Raw genomic sequence first — 17607 nt, 5'->3', positions numbered from 1 at the left:
TACTGACAAACAAAAAAAGTGGTAGCCTCTACCACTTTTCTCTTATTTCCAAATTTCATCCACAAACTTTTTAATATGTGCTAATTTAGACCATTCTTCTTCTTCAGTCAAATCGTTTCCTTCTTCTGTAGAAGCAAATCCACATTGTGTTGAAAGTGCTAAATTTTCAAGTGGAATCGATTCAAGCGCCTCGTCTAAGCGAGCTTTAATGTCTTCATACTTTTCAAGTTCTGGATGTTTAGAAGTGAAAAGTCCTAGCACAAGCAAGACATCTTTTCGTTGATTCCAGATTTCTGCTAAAGGAGCAAAAGAACCTGAGCGAGCATCATCGTATTCTAAAAAGAAAGTATCATAATTAAGCTGACCTAAGTATTTTGCCACAGGCTCATAAGAACCCTCAAATAAATAAGTTGATTTGAAATTCCCTCGACAAATATGAGTTGAAACTCTCAAGTCCTCAGGTAAATCCTTCAAGAGTTGATTAACAAGATAGACAATGTCTTCACACATCTTAACATACTTTTCATGATTTTCTGGATCATCTAGTAATCTGGCAATAAGATAAGCCCAAGTCGTATCGTCCAGTTGAATATAACGCGCACCCAATTCATAAAAATGGAGCAAAGTTTCATGATAAGCTTGAGCCAAATCATCTAAGAATTCTTCCCAACTTCCATAAAATTCTGGCCAACGGTCTGAACGACCATCACGATTTGGAATTAACGAAGGGGAAGGGATAGTTACTTTAGGTTCAACACCTGGTGGGAGGATAGATTTAAGAAATTCAAAATCCTCAAAAAAGGGATGGTTCGGATTATAAGCAACTTTTGAAGTCAATTCAATATTTGTAGTGCGGGTTTTTGCCCCGTGAAACTTGTAAGAATCAGTTTGCTCATATTTACCCACTCCGTTAAGCCCCCAGAGAAAGTCTAAATGCCACCATGAGCGGTTAAATTCACCATCTGTTACTGAAGTTAGTCCAACTGCCACTTCTTTTTTTACAAGTTTTTCAATGGCTTCATGTTGTACCGTCTTGTAGTCAGCAAGTGAAAGTTGATTCGCTTCGTATTGATTACGCGCAGTCTTAAGTTCTTGAGGACGAAGAAAGCTTCCCACGTGATCAAAATGTGAACGATTTTTTGTCATAAACTCTACCTAGATTCTATATTATTTCTTTCTTATTATTCTATCAAACTCTCCTCAAGGTTGGTCTTCATATTTTTTAATGATGCAATGCAAATATTTTATGCAAAAAAGTCCAGCTTATGGACTTTTTTAACTAAGTATAGTGCGCTTCTAAAGCCATTGGATCAAGGAGGTGGATTTTTTTCCCCTGCCGTTCAATACACTGGGCCATCTCAAACCCTTTGAATTTGCGTGAAAGAGTTTCTGGTGTAGTCCCAAGGAAATTAGCTAAGTCCTTCATCTTCATCGGGAGAACAAAATTTAAACTTTCAGTAGCTTTTGCAAGTTGTAAAAGGTAGTGAGCAAGGCGGTTTTCGATACTTTCCATGACCAAATAAGCAGCTTGTTGCTCTGTTTGTTCAGCTTTTTGAGCATTGATTTCTAAAAGTTTTAAGCTCAGTGCAGGGTTATTCATAAGCAATTCTTTAAAAGCTTCGCTTTTTACAAAACAAACCACGCTATCTTTTATCACCTCACCAAACATATTTTCATTGACAACACCAAAAAGCGCAGCTTCTCCTTCGTAACCGCCAGGCTCTATCACTCGCAGAAGTTGCTCTTTACCGCTTGCGGAAAGCCGATAGATTTTTAAGGCACCTTTTGCTACAATGACCAAACGGGGTGCTTGGACTGGCGATAAGACAAGCTCTCCCTTCTGAAAGCTCTGGTGCTGAACCACTTGCTCTACTTTCGCAAGTTCCTCTGGTGCGAGTTGACTGAAAAGGGGAACCTGTGTGATACAATGATGTTCTTGCACTTTTTATTCATCTCCCATCCTTTTTGTCATTACTGACAGGCTGGTCAGTAACTTTTACCTTATTATAAATCATTTATTGGTTTAAAAACTTGAGGATTATCAAGTTTTTAAATTATCATACTTCAAATCGCATAATCAGATAAGCCGCACCAATCAAGATGGTCGAGCCAAGCATTGTCCAGCTGCCAAACCAATTTCCCGCTAAGGTGGCGATAATGGCCCCCAAAAAGAAAATTCCAATCAACAACACATAAATTCCTGCAGAGCGTAGTTTTTCTTGATCCTTGGTTAAAAAATACTGAGCAAGATTAGCCGACATTGATTTCATATTCCCCGTCATGAAGATACTCCCGTAGGCGCGACCATGTACTTTTGTAAAGGCATCATATTGAATTGCCATAAAGAAACTAAAAAGTCCTACATAGACGGACACAGGAAGTTGCAATCCTAAGCCATAAGCAATAGCAAAAGTAGTCACTCCTAACCATTGAATGAGTAAGAGATAGGTGGCATCAAAACGGTGACGTTTCATCAAATAATGGGAGTAAAAGCCTCGAGTCATAACCCCTAAAACAAAGAAAATCATTGGAATTACAAAATTCCAAAAACGAGGAAAATTTCCTTGAGCAATGTTAATTCCCGCTTGTATTAAATTTCCTGACTGCGCACCTATAAAACGATCATCAAAATGGAAAAATGAGAAACCATCCATAAAACCTGCATTTAATGCAAAGAGCAATGCGATGCGCATTTTTTCCTTAACTTGTTTATCCATAGCTAAAATTATAACAAAAAAACGCCGTCTGACGAATTTTATCCGTTTTCATCACTTTTTGACAGACCATTTACTGACAGAGCTGTCAGTAAATTTAACGCTACTTTTCCATGAAGAGGGTTCTTACACAGGCTGTCAGCGCTTATTTTTTAGTCTTTTATTCCATCTAAAGCCTAGCTAAGCCATTTTCTTTGCAATATAGTGGCCATAGTTTATAATAATGTTAAGTAAACGCGTACATGTTCAGTTCTCGAGCTTTCTCAAATCATTAAATAATCCAAAGCTTTTACGCTATAATAAAAGAGAGAAAAGTGGAGCAACTAGAGGAGACGGAGGATTTTTCAATGAATGGTTATAAACAGCAATATACTTGTTTAAAGTGTGCTAACCACACTTTTGAACAGGACCAATTTCAAGCTACAGGTGGGGACTTTTCTAAGTTTTTTAATGTTCAAAATAAGAAATACATTACTATTTCTTGTGCCCAGTGTGGTTATACGGAGCTTTATAAAGCCCAAACAAGCACAGGAATGAATATTCTAGATTTTCTATTAAATGGCTGATTTCAAAAAAATAAGACCTTGGTCTTATTTTTATTTAAGGAATTTAAGGTATAATTAAAATACACACATTTTAGAAAAGAGAATTATTTATGGCAGTTTTGGAGCTAAAAAATATCCGAAAATCTTATTTCCTCGGAAAAGAAGAGTTTCCCGTCTTAAAAGGAATTGACCTCGAGTTTGAGCGGGGAGATTTCGTTAGCCTTCTTGGAGAATCCGGGGGCGGGAAATCAACTCTCATGAACATCATCGGTGGTCTGGATCGTAAATACGAAGGGGATGTTATCGTTGATGGCATTGCTCAAAAAACAAAAAAAGAAAAAGATATGGATGCCTATCGGCGTGATACGATTGGTTTCATCTTCCAATCGTTTAACTTAGTGAGTTATTTGAGCGTTTTAGATAACATCTTAATCAGCCTGAAAATGACGAATCTTTCAGATAAAGAACGTCATGCACGCGCTATTGAGTTGACCAAACAAGTTGGGCTTTATGAGCATCGTAAGAAAAATCCTTCGCAACTCTCTGGTGGGCAAAAACAACGGGTCGCTATCGCGCGAGCTTTAGCCTCTGACCCTGAGATTATTTTAGCCGACGAACCTACAGGTGCCTTAGATTCACAGAATACTAAAGAAGTCCTCGCTTTACTCCGTGAAATTGCTCAATCGGGTAAAACGGTAATCGTTGTCACTCACTCTCAAGAAGTTGCTGACTATGGGACACGTATCATTCGCTTAGCAGATGGACAAATTACAGGGGATGAGCGGCTAAAACCAGCTTATCCAGTCGAAAGTCACGAACGTGTCCAATCTAAAGCATTGACTTATCGTGATACTTTCCGCACCGCCTTCAAACACTTTACGCACTCTTGGAAAATTAACTTGTTAATTGCACTAGGTACAGCGATTGGACTCTTCTCCGTCATTTTCTTCTTAGGTTTAGGCAATGGTGCGACCAAATATATGAATGACACGATCAGTTCAAATGTTAACCCTAATGTCGTGACCGTATTCAAGCGTACCACTACGGATAATAAACTCAGTAACGAACAGGCGCTCCAGCAAAGTCAACAAGAACTTGGAACTTCTACTGGAAACCTTGATAATGATCACCTCAATAAACTCAAGAACATTGATCATGTCAAAAAGGTAGAACCTACTTATTCACTTTCAGGAATGAGTAGTCTCAAATACAATGATAAAACAAAAGCTGGTTTATTCACACTTGATACTTGGACTGAGTCGAATATCAACGACGAATATGCCGCTGGGGCTAAGCCTAAAGATGGTGAAATTGCTCTCCATACTGCCGATGCAAAAGCCCTCAATGCGGATTATAAATCCCTGGTTGGGAAAACAGTTAATTTCACATTCCAAGCTAAAACAAGTAATGGTACAGCAGTTCAAGTCAGCAAAGACTTTAAAATTTCTGGTATTCTAAAAGACCCTGAAAATGCTGCTGGCTCAAGTTCTTCTAGCAGTGTAATTGCAACTTACAATACGATTAAAGCTTCCTTGTCTGCCGTAGATGCTGACACAAATGCTACTTATGCCGTTGTTACAGCAGATAAAGTTGACAATGTTAAAGGCGTTATCTCTGATATCCAAGCGCTTAAAGTGGATGGAAACAAAGCATTTGTCACTTTTAGTACAACTTCAATTCTCGATTTGGTAACCAATATTACTAACATCGTCAGCTATGTTCTTGCTGCTATCGCAGGGATTAGCTTAATCGTCTCTATTTTCATGATTGTTGTCACAACTTACATGAGCGTTGCTGAACGTACCAAAGAAATCGGGGTTATCCGTGCACTTGGTGGTCGTAAGAAAGATATTTCTCGTCTTTTTACTTCTGAGAGCCTGATTCTTGGCGTATCCTCAGCAGCAATTGCCATTGTCCTCGCTTATGCAGGCCAAGCGCTCATCAATAAAGCCCTTGAAAGTTTCCTTGATGGTGCTAATATTGTCCAAATCTCGACAGGAAATGTAATTTTTGCCATCATTGTTGCCATCTTGATTGCGTTACTTGCAAGCCTTGCTCCTAGTGGACGTGCTGCTCGCTTAAATACTATTGAAGCACTCTCTGCTGAGTAAATCCAATTCAACTACTGATCATTTGGTCAGTTCAATTTAACACCCGATGAGTTTACTCATCAGTAAAAAATAGACCTTGCCCGCTGACAAAGCCTATTTTTTATATTACTTTGTCCCTCTTTCAGCTTATGTTACAATAAAAATAACAGACGATCAAAAAGGAGCAAGAATGCAAGAAATAATTATCCAAGTCATGAACCAATTTGGCTACTTCGGTGTCGCTTTTCTCATCATGGTTGAAAATATCTTTCCACCAATTCCCTCAGAAGTAATTTTGACTTTTGGTGGCTTCATGACGACTTATAGTGAACTTGGGATCATCGGAATGATCATCGCTGCAACCATTGGCTCAGTACTCGGAGCTTTAATTCTCTACTTTGTTGGCCGCCTCTTGAGTGTTGAACGCTTAGAGACACTTGTTTCAGGTAAGTTAGGAAGAATCCTTCGCTTAAAAGCAGGGGATATCCAAAAGGCTGAGCAATGGTTTCTGAAAAGAGGGAATGCCACTATCTTCTTTTGCCGCTTCATTCCCTTAATTCGCAGTTTAATCTCAGTTCCCGCTGGTAGTGCTAAAATGAAACTCCCTATTTTCCTCTTTTTAACTACTTTGGGAACATTGATTTGGAATATCGTTTTAGTCTCACTTGGAGCTGTTTTAGGAGATAATTGGGAGAATTTAGCAACCATAATTGATACCTACTCTACAGTAACTGTGGTTATCCTGGGTGTAGTTTTCCTTGCAGGGCTTCTAATTTTTATCAAAAAACGCTTTTATCCTTCCCCAGCAACCAAAGTAAAAAAACGCTAAGTAGCGTTTTTTATTTTACCTCTTTTTTTATAGCGTAAAGCTTATAAAAAACCGGTCTAATAACATCAGGTTACGAGACGCGGTTCTTATCTTTTATTATGCAGTTGTCAACTGCTCAGCAACATAGGATGCATAGAGTGGATGGTCTTTCACGAGTTCTTGATGCTTTCCTGAACCGGTTACTTTTCCTTTTTCAATGAAGTAAATACAATCTGCATCTACAATTGTAGAAAGCCGGTGAGCTATTACCAACGTTGTCCGTCCTTTCATTAGACTATCCAAAGCACGTTGTACCATTGCTTCTGATTCACTGTCTAGACTTGCTGTCGCTTCATCGAGCATTAATATTTTAGGGTCGCGTAAGAAAGCTCGCGCAATGGCTAAACGTTGCCGTTGTCCGCCTGATATCTTAACACCTCTTTCTCCCACTTGAGTATCAAGCTGTTCAGGCATATTTTCCACAAAAGCCCGCGCATAAGCTAAATCTAGTACTTGCCAAAGTTGTTCATCACTATAATGTCCAGTTAACCCATAAGTCAAATTTTCTCGAATCGTCCCTGCCATAATCGCCGAATCTTGTGAGACAAAACCAATTTGGCTCCGCCAACTTTCTAGAGAAAGTTCCTCAATAGGTTGTTCCCCTATCGTAATCTCTCCAGCTGTTGGTTGATAAAAACGTTCCAAAAGAGAGAATATAGTTGATTTACCACCACCCGAAGGACCTGCAAAGGCAATAATGGAATTGGGTTTAGCTTCAAAGCTAATTCCTTGAAGGATCTTTTCAGATTCATCATAGGCGAAATCAACCGCATGAGCTGCTAAAACTTTTCCTTCTAAATCAACAGTCACGCCTTGATGAAGCACTTCTTGGTCTTCTTCTAATAATTCCGTCAGGCGTGCAGTTGAACCCGAAGCTTTGGCTAATTCTGTAAAGAACGTGGCCACAGTAGGAACTGCACCAATCAAGTTCATCAAATACATCATCATCCCAAGTAGCGTCCCCAGACTCATTACACCCGTTGAAATGAGATAAATCCCATAGGCAAGTAACCCAAAGATCATAAGCATCATGGAAAGCATCATAATAGGAGACATTAGACCATCAAATACGGCTTCACGTATCCCAATTTTATATAAGGCGTTAACATCAGATTCTGCTTTATTTGATGCTTCTTTCTCTGCATTTGAAGCCTTAACCAAGCGAATTTCTGAAAGGGATTCATTAGCAATCCCCTGGAAATTTGCGAGTGAATCTTGACGCGTACGACCAATTTTTTGACCAAAAGTCATGATGGGAAACATGATCAGCATCACGACAGGTACCGCAATAATCATCGCTAGGGTTAAGCGCCACTGCATTTGAATCATAAAGATTACTGAACCAATCAAAAGCAAGATAGAAGTAAAGGCTTGTGGAATGGCATTAGCAATTAAATTTTTTACCTGCGTTGTATCATTAGCTAAACGTGAAGACATCTCTCCGGTTTTGACTTCATCAAAATATTTAACAGGGAGATGAATCATTTTATCCCAGACACGTGTGCGGAGATTTTTAACGACGGACTCTCCAAAAAATCCTAATACGATAGCAGCTCCTGCAGAAACCAGTGCAGAGATAATATAAAGTGCTATAACTACTGCTACTTTACTTCCATCTACACCTTGTGAAAAACTATTCACAAGTGGTTGAACCATCTTGGGGACTTGTAACTGAATAAATGTTCCAATAATCCCAGCAAGGATTCCTATCGCAAAAAATAGATAGCGTGGTTTAGCCGCACGGATTAACGCGATAAAATGTTTCATAGATGTTTTATCGACAGCTTTTTTTTCAATGTGTTGATAAGGTTGTGAACCTCTTTCCATTTTTTTACTTCCTTTATTCATTTTCTAGATAAGTCATCAGTTTTTTTAAAACAATCTCATATCCTTTTGGCAGCATATGCAAACCATCAAACGTAATTTCTTTTTTTAGATTGCCTTGTTCATCTGCTAACCCTTTATTGGCATCAATAAAAATTTACACTTTGGCGTTTGGCGAGCAAAGCTATTTTATTGCTGGCAGGTTGAAAGGCATCCTTAGATCGCGTTTTTAATAACTTTCTTTCATCTTCATCTTTGGGTCCAAACACTATATCATTTAAAAGTCGTCCCAATTATCAGGTTCTTTTGGATCTTGAACGGAATCTTTATTCTTCTTTTCTTTGGTTGTTGTATCTGAGAAATTTTTGAAGCGTTCATCCATTTCATTATCAAAATTTTCCCAGGGAGCGTTGAAACCCGTTTGATTGCGCGGATCAAAATGTTGCTGAAAATTTTCTTTCATTTGTTGACCAAAAATTTTCCAATCTTCTCCAAAAGGTGCATTATCTCTTGCTTGTTTACGCATATGATTTTGAGATTTTTTCATTTCTTGAGCAGAGCGACGCATTTCTCGTTGCCAATTTTGCATTTCACGACGCATATGATTTCCAAAAGCATGCCGATCATGAGCATTCATCATATTTTCCATCATTGGCCCTCCAAAAAATTGAGCCATTCTTTGAAATTCTTTTTCATCATGAGGATCATTCTCAGCTACAAGTTTTTCCATTAAACGAAGCAGTTGTTCCTGTTCTTCTTCATTAAGTGCACCAAAAATATTTTCAGAAACATCATTTTGGAACGTATCACGAGTTTCTTGCGCTGCTCGTCCTTTTTCTGTTAAGAAAACACGATTTACACGTTTATCTTTTTCATCTTGTTTTCGTATAACCATTTGTGCTTCTTCTAATTGTTTCACTTGAGCCGTTACACTGGAAGGCTTAATATCAAGTAGTTCTGCAATTTCTGCATTGGTTAAACCATCTTTTTTCCAAAGCTCTACTAATAAGCCTTGGGCCCCGGTACGATTCCCTCTATTTCTCATTTGACTAGAGAATTTATCTGTACGCAAGGCAAATAAAACACTAGGATTGCGAAGTAATTTTGAGAAAAGGTGTAAAAGGTGATTAGTTTGTTCAGACATAGTGCTGTCCTCCTTAAGTTCTTTTTTGAGTCATCGTTCGTGAGGAAATTGTATCCAGTTCATCATCGTATACATAGGCTAGACAATCTACCGAGCGGTTATAATGTTGAATCAGCTGTTTAAGTAAGCTATATAAAACTTTTACCAACTTGTTTCCTCTTTCCTTTGATTTTAGTTAGTTTACTTTCTAATTAACTAACTAAAAAAATTATAGAACTTTTATTTAGTTTTGTCAACAATAAACTAAATAAAAAAGAAAAAAACAGTCATAAGACTGTTTTTAGATGACTTCAATCTGTCTTTTCTTCTCCTAGATCCAGCTTATAGAGCTGTTGGAACGTAGCGTTTGAAGCCATAAGATTGGCGGGGGAGCCATCAAACTTTATCCTGCCCTCTTCGAGAAAAAGAACACGGTCCATTTGATGAACCCCTAAAAGATGATGGGTAATAAAAATAATAGTTTTGTGTCGTAAACGTTCAAAAAATAGACGAAGAAGTTGGTTTTCAGTGATAGGATCAAGTGATACCGTAGGTTCATCTAAAATTACTACTTCTACATCCGAAAGTAAAATTCTTGCTAAAGCCAATCGCTGACGTTCACCACCAGAAAAGCGTTCTCCAGCTTCATCGACTTCTTCAGAAAGACCTTTAGGCAATTTTTCTACCATTTCTCGCAAGCCGACTAGTTCTAAAGCCTCCCAAATTTCTTCATCTGTAGCATGTAAATTTGCAAGTGTGAGATTAGAACGCAAACTTGCTGCAAAAAGATAGGGGGATTGATTAATAACTCCAATCTTGTCTTCAACATTTTTAGCTTTGTAAGGTGCTATATCACCAAAGGAGATATTACCTTTTTGAGGAATTAAATCCCCTCGAATAAGGCCTGCAAGTGTGGATTTACCAACACCTGAACGGCCAAGGATGGCAAGATGTTCGCCTCTTTTTACTTGCAAACTGAAGTCATGGAAAAGTTTTTTCTCCTCTTCAAACGCAAAGTCAAGATGCTCAATCCTCAAGTCCACGTCAGTAATAACTTGATCACGAAGGGTTTCATTAGGATCGGGCAGATCATTTAATCTTCGCACGGAATCTCCATAGCGGTTGGTTTCAACAACCGCATCAGACAAAGGTGAAAAAGCGTCAAAGAGTGGGAAAGCCATTAAACTAACAGCTGCGATATAGTTGGGAGCATCACCTGTATTCAAGGCACCTGATGACCAAGCCATCAAGTAAATTACTAGTAAAGTATAAACAACTTGTAAAAAGAGATTTCTCTTTCTGCCAAAGGATAGCAGTTTAGCCTGACGTTTTCTAGCGGAAACTTCTGCTCCTCGATAAGCTGTGAGGAAATCTTCCTTACGGCCAGAAAGTACCCAGTCTTGTAGTCCTAAAATATCGTCAGTCAAATGTGAAAATAGGTCGTTACGGTAAGCTTTTAATTCTTCATCAAGCTTCACCGTAAATTTCAAGGAAATCAATGGTAAGACAACAATTAAGAATCCTAAAAACAGAGCCACACCTAATGCTAACCATAGAGAGAAAAATCCACTAGCAATGACTAAAGCAATAGCTAAGGTTCCTGCAATAAGTACTGGGAAGAGTGTCCGTAAAAATAAGTCTTGCAAATTTCCAATATCTTCGTTAAGCACGCCTAATAACTCACCCAATTTGTAGCGTTCAGATAAGTTAACTGCAGATTTTTCTAAGCGCAAATAAAGCTTTTTTCGTAAAAGGCTGGTAATCCGCAAAATCCAGTTATGAGACGTGAGCCGCTCAACATAGCGCATCACAGGACGACCAATCCCGAAAATCCGCACAAACAAGACAGGAACATAAATCATCAAAATATTTTCTGGTTTAGTTGCTGATTTTGAAATCACATAACCTGAACTAAACATCAAAAGACCAGCCATGGCCATCGTAATTGTTCCAAGAAAAATAGCTAAGACAAATCCTTTACGATATTTCTTCAAAAATGGTGTAATCCAGTCATTTCCAAATAAAATCGTTTTTAATTTCATTTATCCTGCCCTCCTTTTGCTTCTGATACGGGCTGGTCAGTCACTGACAGCTCTGTCAGCTGTTTTTTTTCGTCGTCAACACCACGCATTTGGGTTAATAAGGTTTGATAATAGACATTTGTTTGAAGAAGTTCCTCATGCGAGCCAACTCCTTCAACTTTGCCTTCATTTAAAACGATGACCTTATCCATGCTAGACAGCCAGTGCAGACGGTGCGTAGCAATAAAAACCAATTTATTTTCTAATAAAGGCAAGATGTTGGCTTTGATTTCAAGTTCTGTTTCGATATCGAGATGAGCCGTCGGTTCATCCAATAATAAAATATTTCTCGAACGACTCAGAAAAGCACGAGCTAATGCGACACGTTGAGCTTGCCCCCCTGAAATGGTCCGACCACTCGCCCCAATCTGGCCATCCAATCCTATTTCTTCTAACAATGAGGTTAAACCTGCAAGTTCAACAGCTTGAATAATTGCTTCATCAGTAGCTGTTGGCTCATAAAAGGCTAAATTTTCACGGAAAGTTCCTGAGAAAATATATGTTTTTTGCGGAATAAATTGGACAGACTGCCGGTATTTTTCATCCGTTAAGGTTTCTAATTTTTGCTGATTGATCTTAATTTCGCCAGAAGAGGGCACCATAAAACCAGCGAGCATAGAAAGTAACGTCGATTTTCCGGATCCTGAGCTCCCTACCAAGGCAACTTTTTGAAAACCTTGCAGCTCCAAATTGACCTCTGAAATTCCCCGTCCTGTCTCGTAAATTTTTGACAGATTTGTCAGCTGTAGCTGTGCCTTTTCATCCCAACGTAAGGGTTCATCCAAGACTTGTTGTGTTACTTCAGGCTGGGCTAAAACTTCGTTAACAGCCGCTAAGGCGTTCTTACCATTTAGTGTTGCATGATAATCACTCGCAAAGTCACGCAGCGGAAGGAAATATTCTGGAGCCATAATCAAAGCTGCTAAAGCAGGAAAAAGTAAAATTTCTCCATTCATCAGGCGTAAACCTAAAAATAGAGCAACAATCGCTACAGATAAGCTAGCAAAAAAGTCTAGTGCAAAGGTAGAAAGCATGGCAATCCGCAAAGCACCCATGGTTTCCTTACGAAAATCTTCTGACGTTCGGTAAATAGAGTTAGCATAATCTTTTGACAGACCAAAATAACGTAAGGTGGCAATACCGCGTAATGAATCCAAAAAGTGATTAGATAAATATTGAAAAGTTTTATATTGACGTTCTGCTCTTCCTTGTGCTGCATAACCCAATAAGATCATGAAGATGATTGCAAAAGGAAAAGTTAAAGTCAAAACGATTCCACTTTGCCAATCTAAAAGATAGACCGGAACCAAAATAAGTAGGGGGACAATCATCATGTTAAGTACTTTTGATAAAACAAGCTTGATATAATCCTCAACTTGATCTATCCCCGTAATCACAGTAGTTGCTGCCGACCCCGAACCCAGTTCAGCGACACTCGAAGGTCCCAACCGGAAAAATTTATCCAACATATCCCCACGTAGTTTGGAGGCCAAACGATAAGCCAACTTATCTAAACTTTTAGAACGGAAGAAATTAATCACTTCACGTCCCATAAAACAGACGGCAAAGCCTAATACCCAAGGTAGAGCACCTGAAAAGGATTCCCCTTTCCAGAATTTTGTGATTGCCGTTGCCATGAATAAAGCTTGGCAAGCAATCACTGCTGCTTGAAATACAGCTAATATTCCTAGTAAAGGAAACATTTTCCGTACTCCTGGCAGCTCAAAAAGAGATTTATCGATCATAATTAAGTTCAACACACATTAAAATTTACTGACCACGCTGTCAGTAAATTTTAATAGGGCATCAGTCTCCTTCTTAAAAAATTGATCAGTAAAAATCATACTGATCTTAGTAGTGGTGAGTCTTTATCCACTCATTATAACAATTTTTTGTACAATCTGAAAATAACTGGCCTAACCAGTTATTTTCTTTAAGTTTATTTTTCTATACGTTTTCTAAAAATGAAGTAAGTCCAACCCATATAAATCAAGACAAAGGGTAAAATCACCAAAGTGATAAGGGTCATCGTCTTCAAAGTATAGGCTGTGGAGCTCGCATTTTTAATCAAGATGCTGTGCGCTGCATTAGTCGCGATCATTACACGTGGGAACATGCCTTGGAAAATTAAAGCGACCAAGGCGATGAAAGTCAATCCAGAAGCCAGAAAAGCAGTCATTTCTTTTTTAGCACGTACTGACAAATGAGCGATAAGTGTTAATACCACGATAACAGCAAGCAATATGAGCGTTCCTAGGAAATGTTTATCAAAGAAATCTGTATAAAGCGCCACTAAAATAGCGAAAACGACTTCTCCTGCATAAAGCACGAAGTATAATTTATTTGCTACACGTGCCGCGCGTTCTCGTAAATCGCCTTCCGTTTTAAGGGCCAAGTAATTCAGACCATGCAGCCATGAAAGAAGCATCACTGCTACTCCTCCTACGACTGAAAGGAAATTCACATAAGTGGTAAAGGTAGCCATAACATTTCCTTTTTCATCCATCGGTACCCCTTGAATCATCGCCGTAAACATGAGACCAAAAAGGAAAGGAATAGCAAAACTTGCAACACCTAAGATACGTGTCCAAATCATTTTGCCCTTCTCTGTATGAGAATGATGACGAAACTCAAACGTTACTCCTCGGAAAATTAAACCGACCAAAATCAAAAACAAAACCAGATAGAAGCCAGAAAATAAAGAAGCATACCAATAAGGGAAAGAGGCAAACATTGCACCACCAGCTGTTAAAAGCCAAACTTCATTTAAATCCCAAACGGGCCCGATAGAGCCAATCGTTTGTTCGATTTCTCGCTTATCTTTGGCTATGGTAATTGTACTCATTCCCACCCCATAGTCAAATCCTTCAAGGAAGAAAAAGCCACTAAATAGCACACCAACAATGATGAACCAAAAAAGTTGTAAACCTGTCATTATTTATCAGTCCCCTCTTCTTCATTTTTATCTGATGTCTGTTCTTGTTGTTCCTCTTCCGAAAGGCCACTAAAGGCATCTTGCGTAAAGGCATCGAGTGAAACATAGGCTGTTTCGGCACCTTCCACTCCTTTTTTCATATGTTGAATAGTGAAATAAATCATTACTCCTCCAAGGAAACAGAACAAAAGGAAATAAACTACATTGGAGAAAATCAAAGAACCAACGGAAACATTAGGAGAAACAGAATCCCGGATTGTAAACAGGCCATAGACAGTCCATGGATACCGTCCGAGTTCTGTCACTAACCATCCTGATGTGATGGCCAAAAATGGAGCAAATAAGAACCACCGATAAACTTGCAAGCCAAAATTATTTTCATATAAGCTTGGTTTTTTCTTACGTGTTAAAAACAGACCGACAGCTGAGAGTAAAATCATTGCCATCGACAACCCTGCCATAACCCGGAATGTCCAGAAAAGTGCTGTAACAGGTGGGAAGAAATTTCCACCGATTTCCTTAGCCACCTCAGGGAATTGTTTTTGAAGTTTGGCATTAATCTCGTTCATTCCTTCGACCGAACCGCTAGGACGGTGGTAGGTCAGAATAGAGAGCATATAAGGGATTTGAATACCAAAGACTTCTCGGTGTTCTGCCTCGTTAAAGAAGGCAACCATATCCCATGCTGCTGGGTCAGGTGTTGTTTCATAAACCCCTTCGGTAGCAGCAAATTTCATAGGCTGTGTACGTTGAACTTCGAGCATTTGTTGGTCACCAGCTACAAAGTTTCCTAGCGCTCCAATAAGAGCAACTAGAAGTCCCAGGCGTAAAACTGGTTTGAACATGTCAATTTCACGCTTTTTAAGGATCTGGTATGCAGAAACTCCTGCAATAACAAAGCCCCCAGTAACTAAAAACCCTGTCGCTACGTGACTAAACTCTAAAATGGTTTGGGGATTTGTAAGTAAGGCCGAAAAGCTTGTTAAAGTTGCACGACCGTCTTTCACTTCGTAACCAACAGGATTTTGCATCCAAGAGTTGGCTGCTAAAATCCAGAGTGAGGAAAGAAAAGTTCCTATAAATACAATCCATAATGTCGCACAGTGAAGTTTCTTACCCAGTTTATCCCAACCAAACATCCAAACTCCCAGGAAGGTTGATTCTAAAAAGAACGCAAGGAGCGCTTCAACAGCAAGGGGGGCCCCAAAAATATCTCCGACATAACGGGAATAATCTGACCAGTTCATACCAAACTGGAATTCTTGAATAATTCCTGTTACCACACCAACTGCAAAGGACAAAAGCATTATTGAGCCAAAGAACTTTGTGCGTTTTTTCCACTTTTCATCGCCCGTTTTAACATAAATTGTTTCCATAAGAACAGTCATAAAGACTGTACCTACAGAAAGTGGAACGAAGAAAAAGTGGAAAATTGTTGTCATCGCGAACTGAAAGCGCGCGAGATTTTCAATGGTTAACATTTAACCAACCTCCAATTTTTTTCCACAAAGATACCCCAAGACAGAACAAAAAAAGAAATTTTTTCTCAAAGAAAAATAATAATGTCGATGAGATAAATAAATTCCTTGATTTTTCTTTTTTCACCCTAATTTCTAGTAATTGGGCACCATTTGCCTATTATTTAAATTTCTTTACACTTTATTTTAACATGATGTAAGCGGAGATAAAAATTATTTAACTGTCAATTTCTTTTAACATAATCAACACACTGTTATGTACAACTAAAAAAGACCTACCACTTCTGATAGATCTTTATTCTCCCTTTTATTTCATTAACGTACGTCGCCCATTAATTTTAGAATTGGGCGTTTGACTAACAACAAGATGATGCCGACAGCGATACCGATAATCCCAACAATACCAAAGAAGTGAACTTCTGTGGAAGCATTAAAGAAAGGTGCAATCTGTGCATTAATTGCTTGTGATGTTGAGTCAGCCAAGAACCACATAGCCATCATTTGAGATTGGAAGGCGACAGGTGCCAGTTTTGTTGATACAGAAAGCCCAACCGGCGAAACGAGAAGTTCACCAGCCATTTGAACCGCAAACATAAGTACAAGCCACAAAGCACTCGCACGACCAGCTGTCCCGTTAAGTAAACCTGGCAATGTCATGATGAGGTAAGAAGCCCCTGTTAACAACAAACCAAAACCAAATTTCACGATGGTTGAAGGTTGGCGATCACCTAATTTGTTCCAAAGACGAACAAAGAGAGGAGAGAGCACAACGATAAAGAGGGGATTAAGCAATTGATACCATGAGGGGTCAATGTGGAAAGTGATACCAAACCAAGTTGGATTTAAATTAGAACGAGATTCACCCCATACTGCAATGATTGTTGAGCTTTGTTCTTCAATAGCCCAAAAAACAATAGCAGATAAAAAGAGGGGGATATAAGCTGTTAACTTACGACGTTCATCAGTCTCTACTTTTTTAGACGTAAACATCATTACAAAATAGATGATGGGTACCACAATCCCAACGATTGACAAAACATTGATAAAGTTATCAATAAAATGCTCAGGGCTCGCTTTATAAAGCGCAAAGAAAGCCGCAAAGGCAACGATAATCACAACGACTAAGCTAATCAAGAAATTACGTTTTGCTTTCGCATCCATAGGATTAGAAGGCTTACGTCCAATTTCTGGGAAATGACGAATGCGGCCGTACCAATATACAAAGAGTGCTACAATCATCCCGATAGCAGCCAGCGAGAAACCAAGGTGATAATTTATTCCTTGACCAACTGTCCCTACAATCAGAGGAGCAATCAATGATCCCATGTTGATACCGACAACGAAGATGTTAAATCCTGTATCACGGCGAGGGTCTTCTTTAGAATACAAATGCCCCACCATGTTTGAGATATTTGGTTTAAGCATCCCTGTTCCCAAAATAATTAAGAATAATGCCACGAACAATGAAGTTAAACCAAATGGAGTAGCTAACGCAACGTGTCCTAAGGTGATGAGAATCCCTCCGACAAGAATCGTTTGCGAAGCCCCGAGCAAGCGGTCTGCAATCCATCCACCAACAATTGTTGATAAATAAACTAACGCACCATAGATACTTACGATAGCCATCGCTTGCGTTTTAGGAAGTCCCAAACCAGCATTATCAGCTGTCGTTAAAGCATACAAGTAGTAAACCAGGATGGCGCGCATCCCATAGTAAGAAAATCGCTCCCAAAACTCTGTTTGGAAAAGCGTCAGCAACCCACGCGGTTGCCCGAAGAATGTTTTTTCTTTTTTATTTAAATTTTCCATAAAATATATTATAAAGTTTTCTATACAACTTGTCAAGTTGTCAAACAATTTTATCTATACAGATTTCTTTGAAAACGCGGGACAAACAGATACAATAAGAAACTTTCTAAGTTTCTTCTATTTTTTGAAGGTTATTTATC

Annotated in this window: 13 protein-coding genes; 3 read left to right on the top strand and 10 right to left on the bottom strand. The window is 38.8% G+C overall.

Features of this window, described 5'->3' with window-relative positions:
- Positions 1–42: 42 nt before the first annotated feature.
- The 3 genes from JKP71_RS00165 to JKP71_RS00155 form a co-directional block, all read right to left on the bottom strand.
- On the bottom strand, positions 43–1146 hold the full coding sequence (locus JKP71_RS00165) for a vitamin B12 independent methionine synthase (RefSeq protein ID WP_200406591.1): 1104 nt from the start codon (positions 1144–1146) through the stop codon (positions 43–45).
- Between the two features lie 133 nt (positions 1147–1279).
- Complete coding sequence (locus tag JKP71_RS00160) at positions 1280–1942, bottom strand: Crp/Fnr family transcriptional regulator (protein WP_200406590.1); 663 nt, start codon at positions 1940–1942, stop codon at positions 1280–1282.
- 115 nt (positions 1943–2057) lie between these two features.
- Positions 2058–2717: a YoaK family protein gene (locus JKP71_RS00155; RefSeq protein ID WP_075525084.1), complete on the bottom strand. Its 660-nt coding sequence runs from the start codon at positions 2715–2717 to the stop codon at positions 2058–2060.
- A gap of 344 nt (positions 2718–3061) precedes the next feature.
- On the opposite strand from JKP71_RS00155, the gene JKP71_RS00150 reads away from it, so the two are divergent.
- The 3 genes from JKP71_RS00150 to JKP71_RS00140 all read left to right on the top strand — a co-directional run bounded on the left by JKP71_RS00150 (position 3062) and on the right by JKP71_RS00140 (position 6178).
- The gene (locus tag JKP71_RS00150) at positions 3062–3280 is read left to right on the top strand and encodes a zinc ribbon domain-containing protein (protein WP_075525112.1); all 219 of its coding nucleotides are present in this window, start codon (positions 3062–3064) and stop codon (positions 3278–3280) included.
- 89 nt (positions 3281–3369) lie between these two features.
- On the top strand, positions 3370–5370 hold the full coding sequence (locus JKP71_RS00145) for an ABC transporter ATP-binding protein/permease (RefSeq protein ID WP_200406589.1): 2001 nt from the start codon (positions 3370–3372) through the stop codon (positions 5368–5370).
- Between the two features lie 169 nt (positions 5371–5539).
- Positions 5540–6178, top strand: coding sequence for a DedA family protein (locus tag JKP71_RS00140; protein WP_200406588.1), 639 nt, complete (start codon positions 5540–5542; stop codon positions 6176–6178).
- A 96-nt stretch (positions 6179–6274) separates the two neighbouring features.
- On the opposite strand, the gene JKP71_RS00135 is transcribed toward JKP71_RS00140, so the two are convergent.
- The 7 genes from JKP71_RS00135 to JKP71_RS00105 all read right to left on the bottom strand — a co-directional run bounded on the left by JKP71_RS00135 (position 6275) and on the right by JKP71_RS00105 (position 17467).
- Positions 6275–8044 (bottom strand): ABC transporter ATP-binding protein, encoded by a 1770-nt coding sequence (locus JKP71_RS00135; RefSeq protein ID WP_200406587.1) that lies wholly within the window; start codon positions 8042–8044, stop codon positions 6275–6277.
- A gap of 274 nt (positions 8045–8318) precedes the next feature.
- Positions 8319–9185 carry a MarR family winged helix-turn-helix transcriptional regulator gene (locus JKP71_RS00130; protein WP_200406586.1) on the bottom strand — a complete coding sequence of 289 codons (867 nt, stop codon included), beginning with the start codon at positions 9183–9185 and terminating at the stop codon, positions 8319–8321.
- A gap of 290 nt (positions 9186–9475) precedes the next feature.
- The gene (gene cydC / locus JKP71_RS00125; RefSeq protein ID WP_200406585.1) at positions 9476–11206 is read right to left on the bottom strand and encodes a thiol reductant ABC exporter subunit CydC; all 1731 of its coding nucleotides are present in this window, start codon (positions 11204–11206) and stop codon (positions 9476–9478) included.
- Positions 11203–12990, bottom strand: a complete 1788-nt coding sequence (cydD, locus tag JKP71_RS00120; RefSeq protein WP_200406584.1) for a thiol reductant ABC exporter subunit CydD — start codon at positions 12988–12990, stop codon at positions 11203–11205. Before cydD ends, cydC begins: the two co-directional genes overlap by 4 nt.
- 194 nt (positions 12991–13184) lie before the next feature.
- Entirely contained in the window at positions 13185–14180 is a 996-nt protein-coding gene (gene cydB, locus JKP71_RS00115) for a cytochrome d ubiquinol oxidase subunit II (protein ID WP_075525091.1), read from the bottom strand.
- Positions 14180–15661, bottom strand: coding sequence for a cytochrome ubiquinol oxidase subunit I (locus tag JKP71_RS00110; RefSeq protein WP_200406583.1), 1482 nt, complete (start codon positions 15659–15661; stop codon positions 14180–14182). The genes cydB and JKP71_RS00110 overlap by 1 nt, the downstream gene beginning before the upstream one ends.
- A gap of 312 nt (positions 15662–15973) precedes the next feature.
- On the bottom strand, positions 15974–17467 hold the full coding sequence (locus JKP71_RS00105) for a peptide MFS transporter (RefSeq protein ID WP_200406582.1): 1494 nt from the start codon (positions 17465–17467) through the stop codon (positions 15974–15976).
- Positions 17468–17607: the final 140 nt, after the last annotated feature.

It is taken from the genome of Lactococcus taiwanensis, assembly GCF_014905395.1.
Taxonomy (GTDB): Bacteria; Bacillota; Bacilli; order Lactobacillales; family Streptococcaceae; genus Lactococcus; species Lactococcus taiwanensis.
This window is presented reverse-complemented; position numbering and strand designations above follow the sequence as displayed.

Excerpts from the sequence above, each read along its gene's own strand:
- JKP71_RS00105 (WP_200406582.1), bottom strand. The coding sequence starts at position 17,467 with ATGGAAAATTTAAATAAAAAAGAAAAAACATTCTTCGGGCAACCGCGT.
- JKP71_RS00165 (WP_200406591.1), bottom strand. The coding sequence starts at position 1,146 with ATGACAAAAAATCGTTCACATTTTGATCACGTGGGAAGCTTTCTTCGT.
- cydB (WP_075525091.1), bottom strand. The coding sequence starts at position 14,180 with ATGACAGGTTTACAACTTTTTTGGTTCATCATTGTTGGTGTGCTATTT.
- JKP71_RS00155 (WP_075525084.1), bottom strand. The coding sequence starts at position 2,717 with ATGGATAAACAAGTTAAGGAAAAAATGCGCATCGCATTGCTCTTTGCA.
- JKP71_RS00110 (WP_200406583.1), bottom strand. The coding sequence starts at position 15,661 with ATGTTAACCATTGAAAATCTCGCGCGCTTTCAGTTCGCGATGACAACA.
- JKP71_RS00130 (WP_200406586.1), bottom strand. The coding sequence starts at position 9,185 with ATGTCTGAACAAACTAATCACCTTTTACACCTTTTCTCAAAATTACTT.
- JKP71_RS00135 (WP_200406587.1), bottom strand. The coding sequence starts at position 8,044 with ATGGAAAGAGGTTCACAACCTTATCAACACATTGAAAAAAAAGCTGTC.
- cydC (WP_200406585.1), bottom strand. The coding sequence starts at position 11,206 with ATGAAATTAAAAACGATTTTATTTGGAAATGACTGGATTACACCATTT.
- JKP71_RS00150 (WP_075525112.1), top strand. The coding sequence starts at position 3,062 with ATGAATGGTTATAAACAGCAATATACTTGTTTAAAGTGTGCTAACCAC.
- JKP71_RS00145 (WP_200406589.1), top strand. The coding sequence starts at position 3,370 with ATGGCAGTTTTGGAGCTAAAAAATATCCGAAAATCTTATTTCCTCGGA.
- JKP71_RS00140 (WP_200406588.1), top strand. The coding sequence starts at position 5,540 with ATGCAAGAAATAATTATCCAAGTCATGAACCAATTTGGCTACTTCGGT.
- cydD (WP_200406584.1), bottom strand. The coding sequence starts at position 12,990 with ATGATCGATAAATCTCTTTTTGAGCTGCCAGGAGTACGGAAAATGTTT.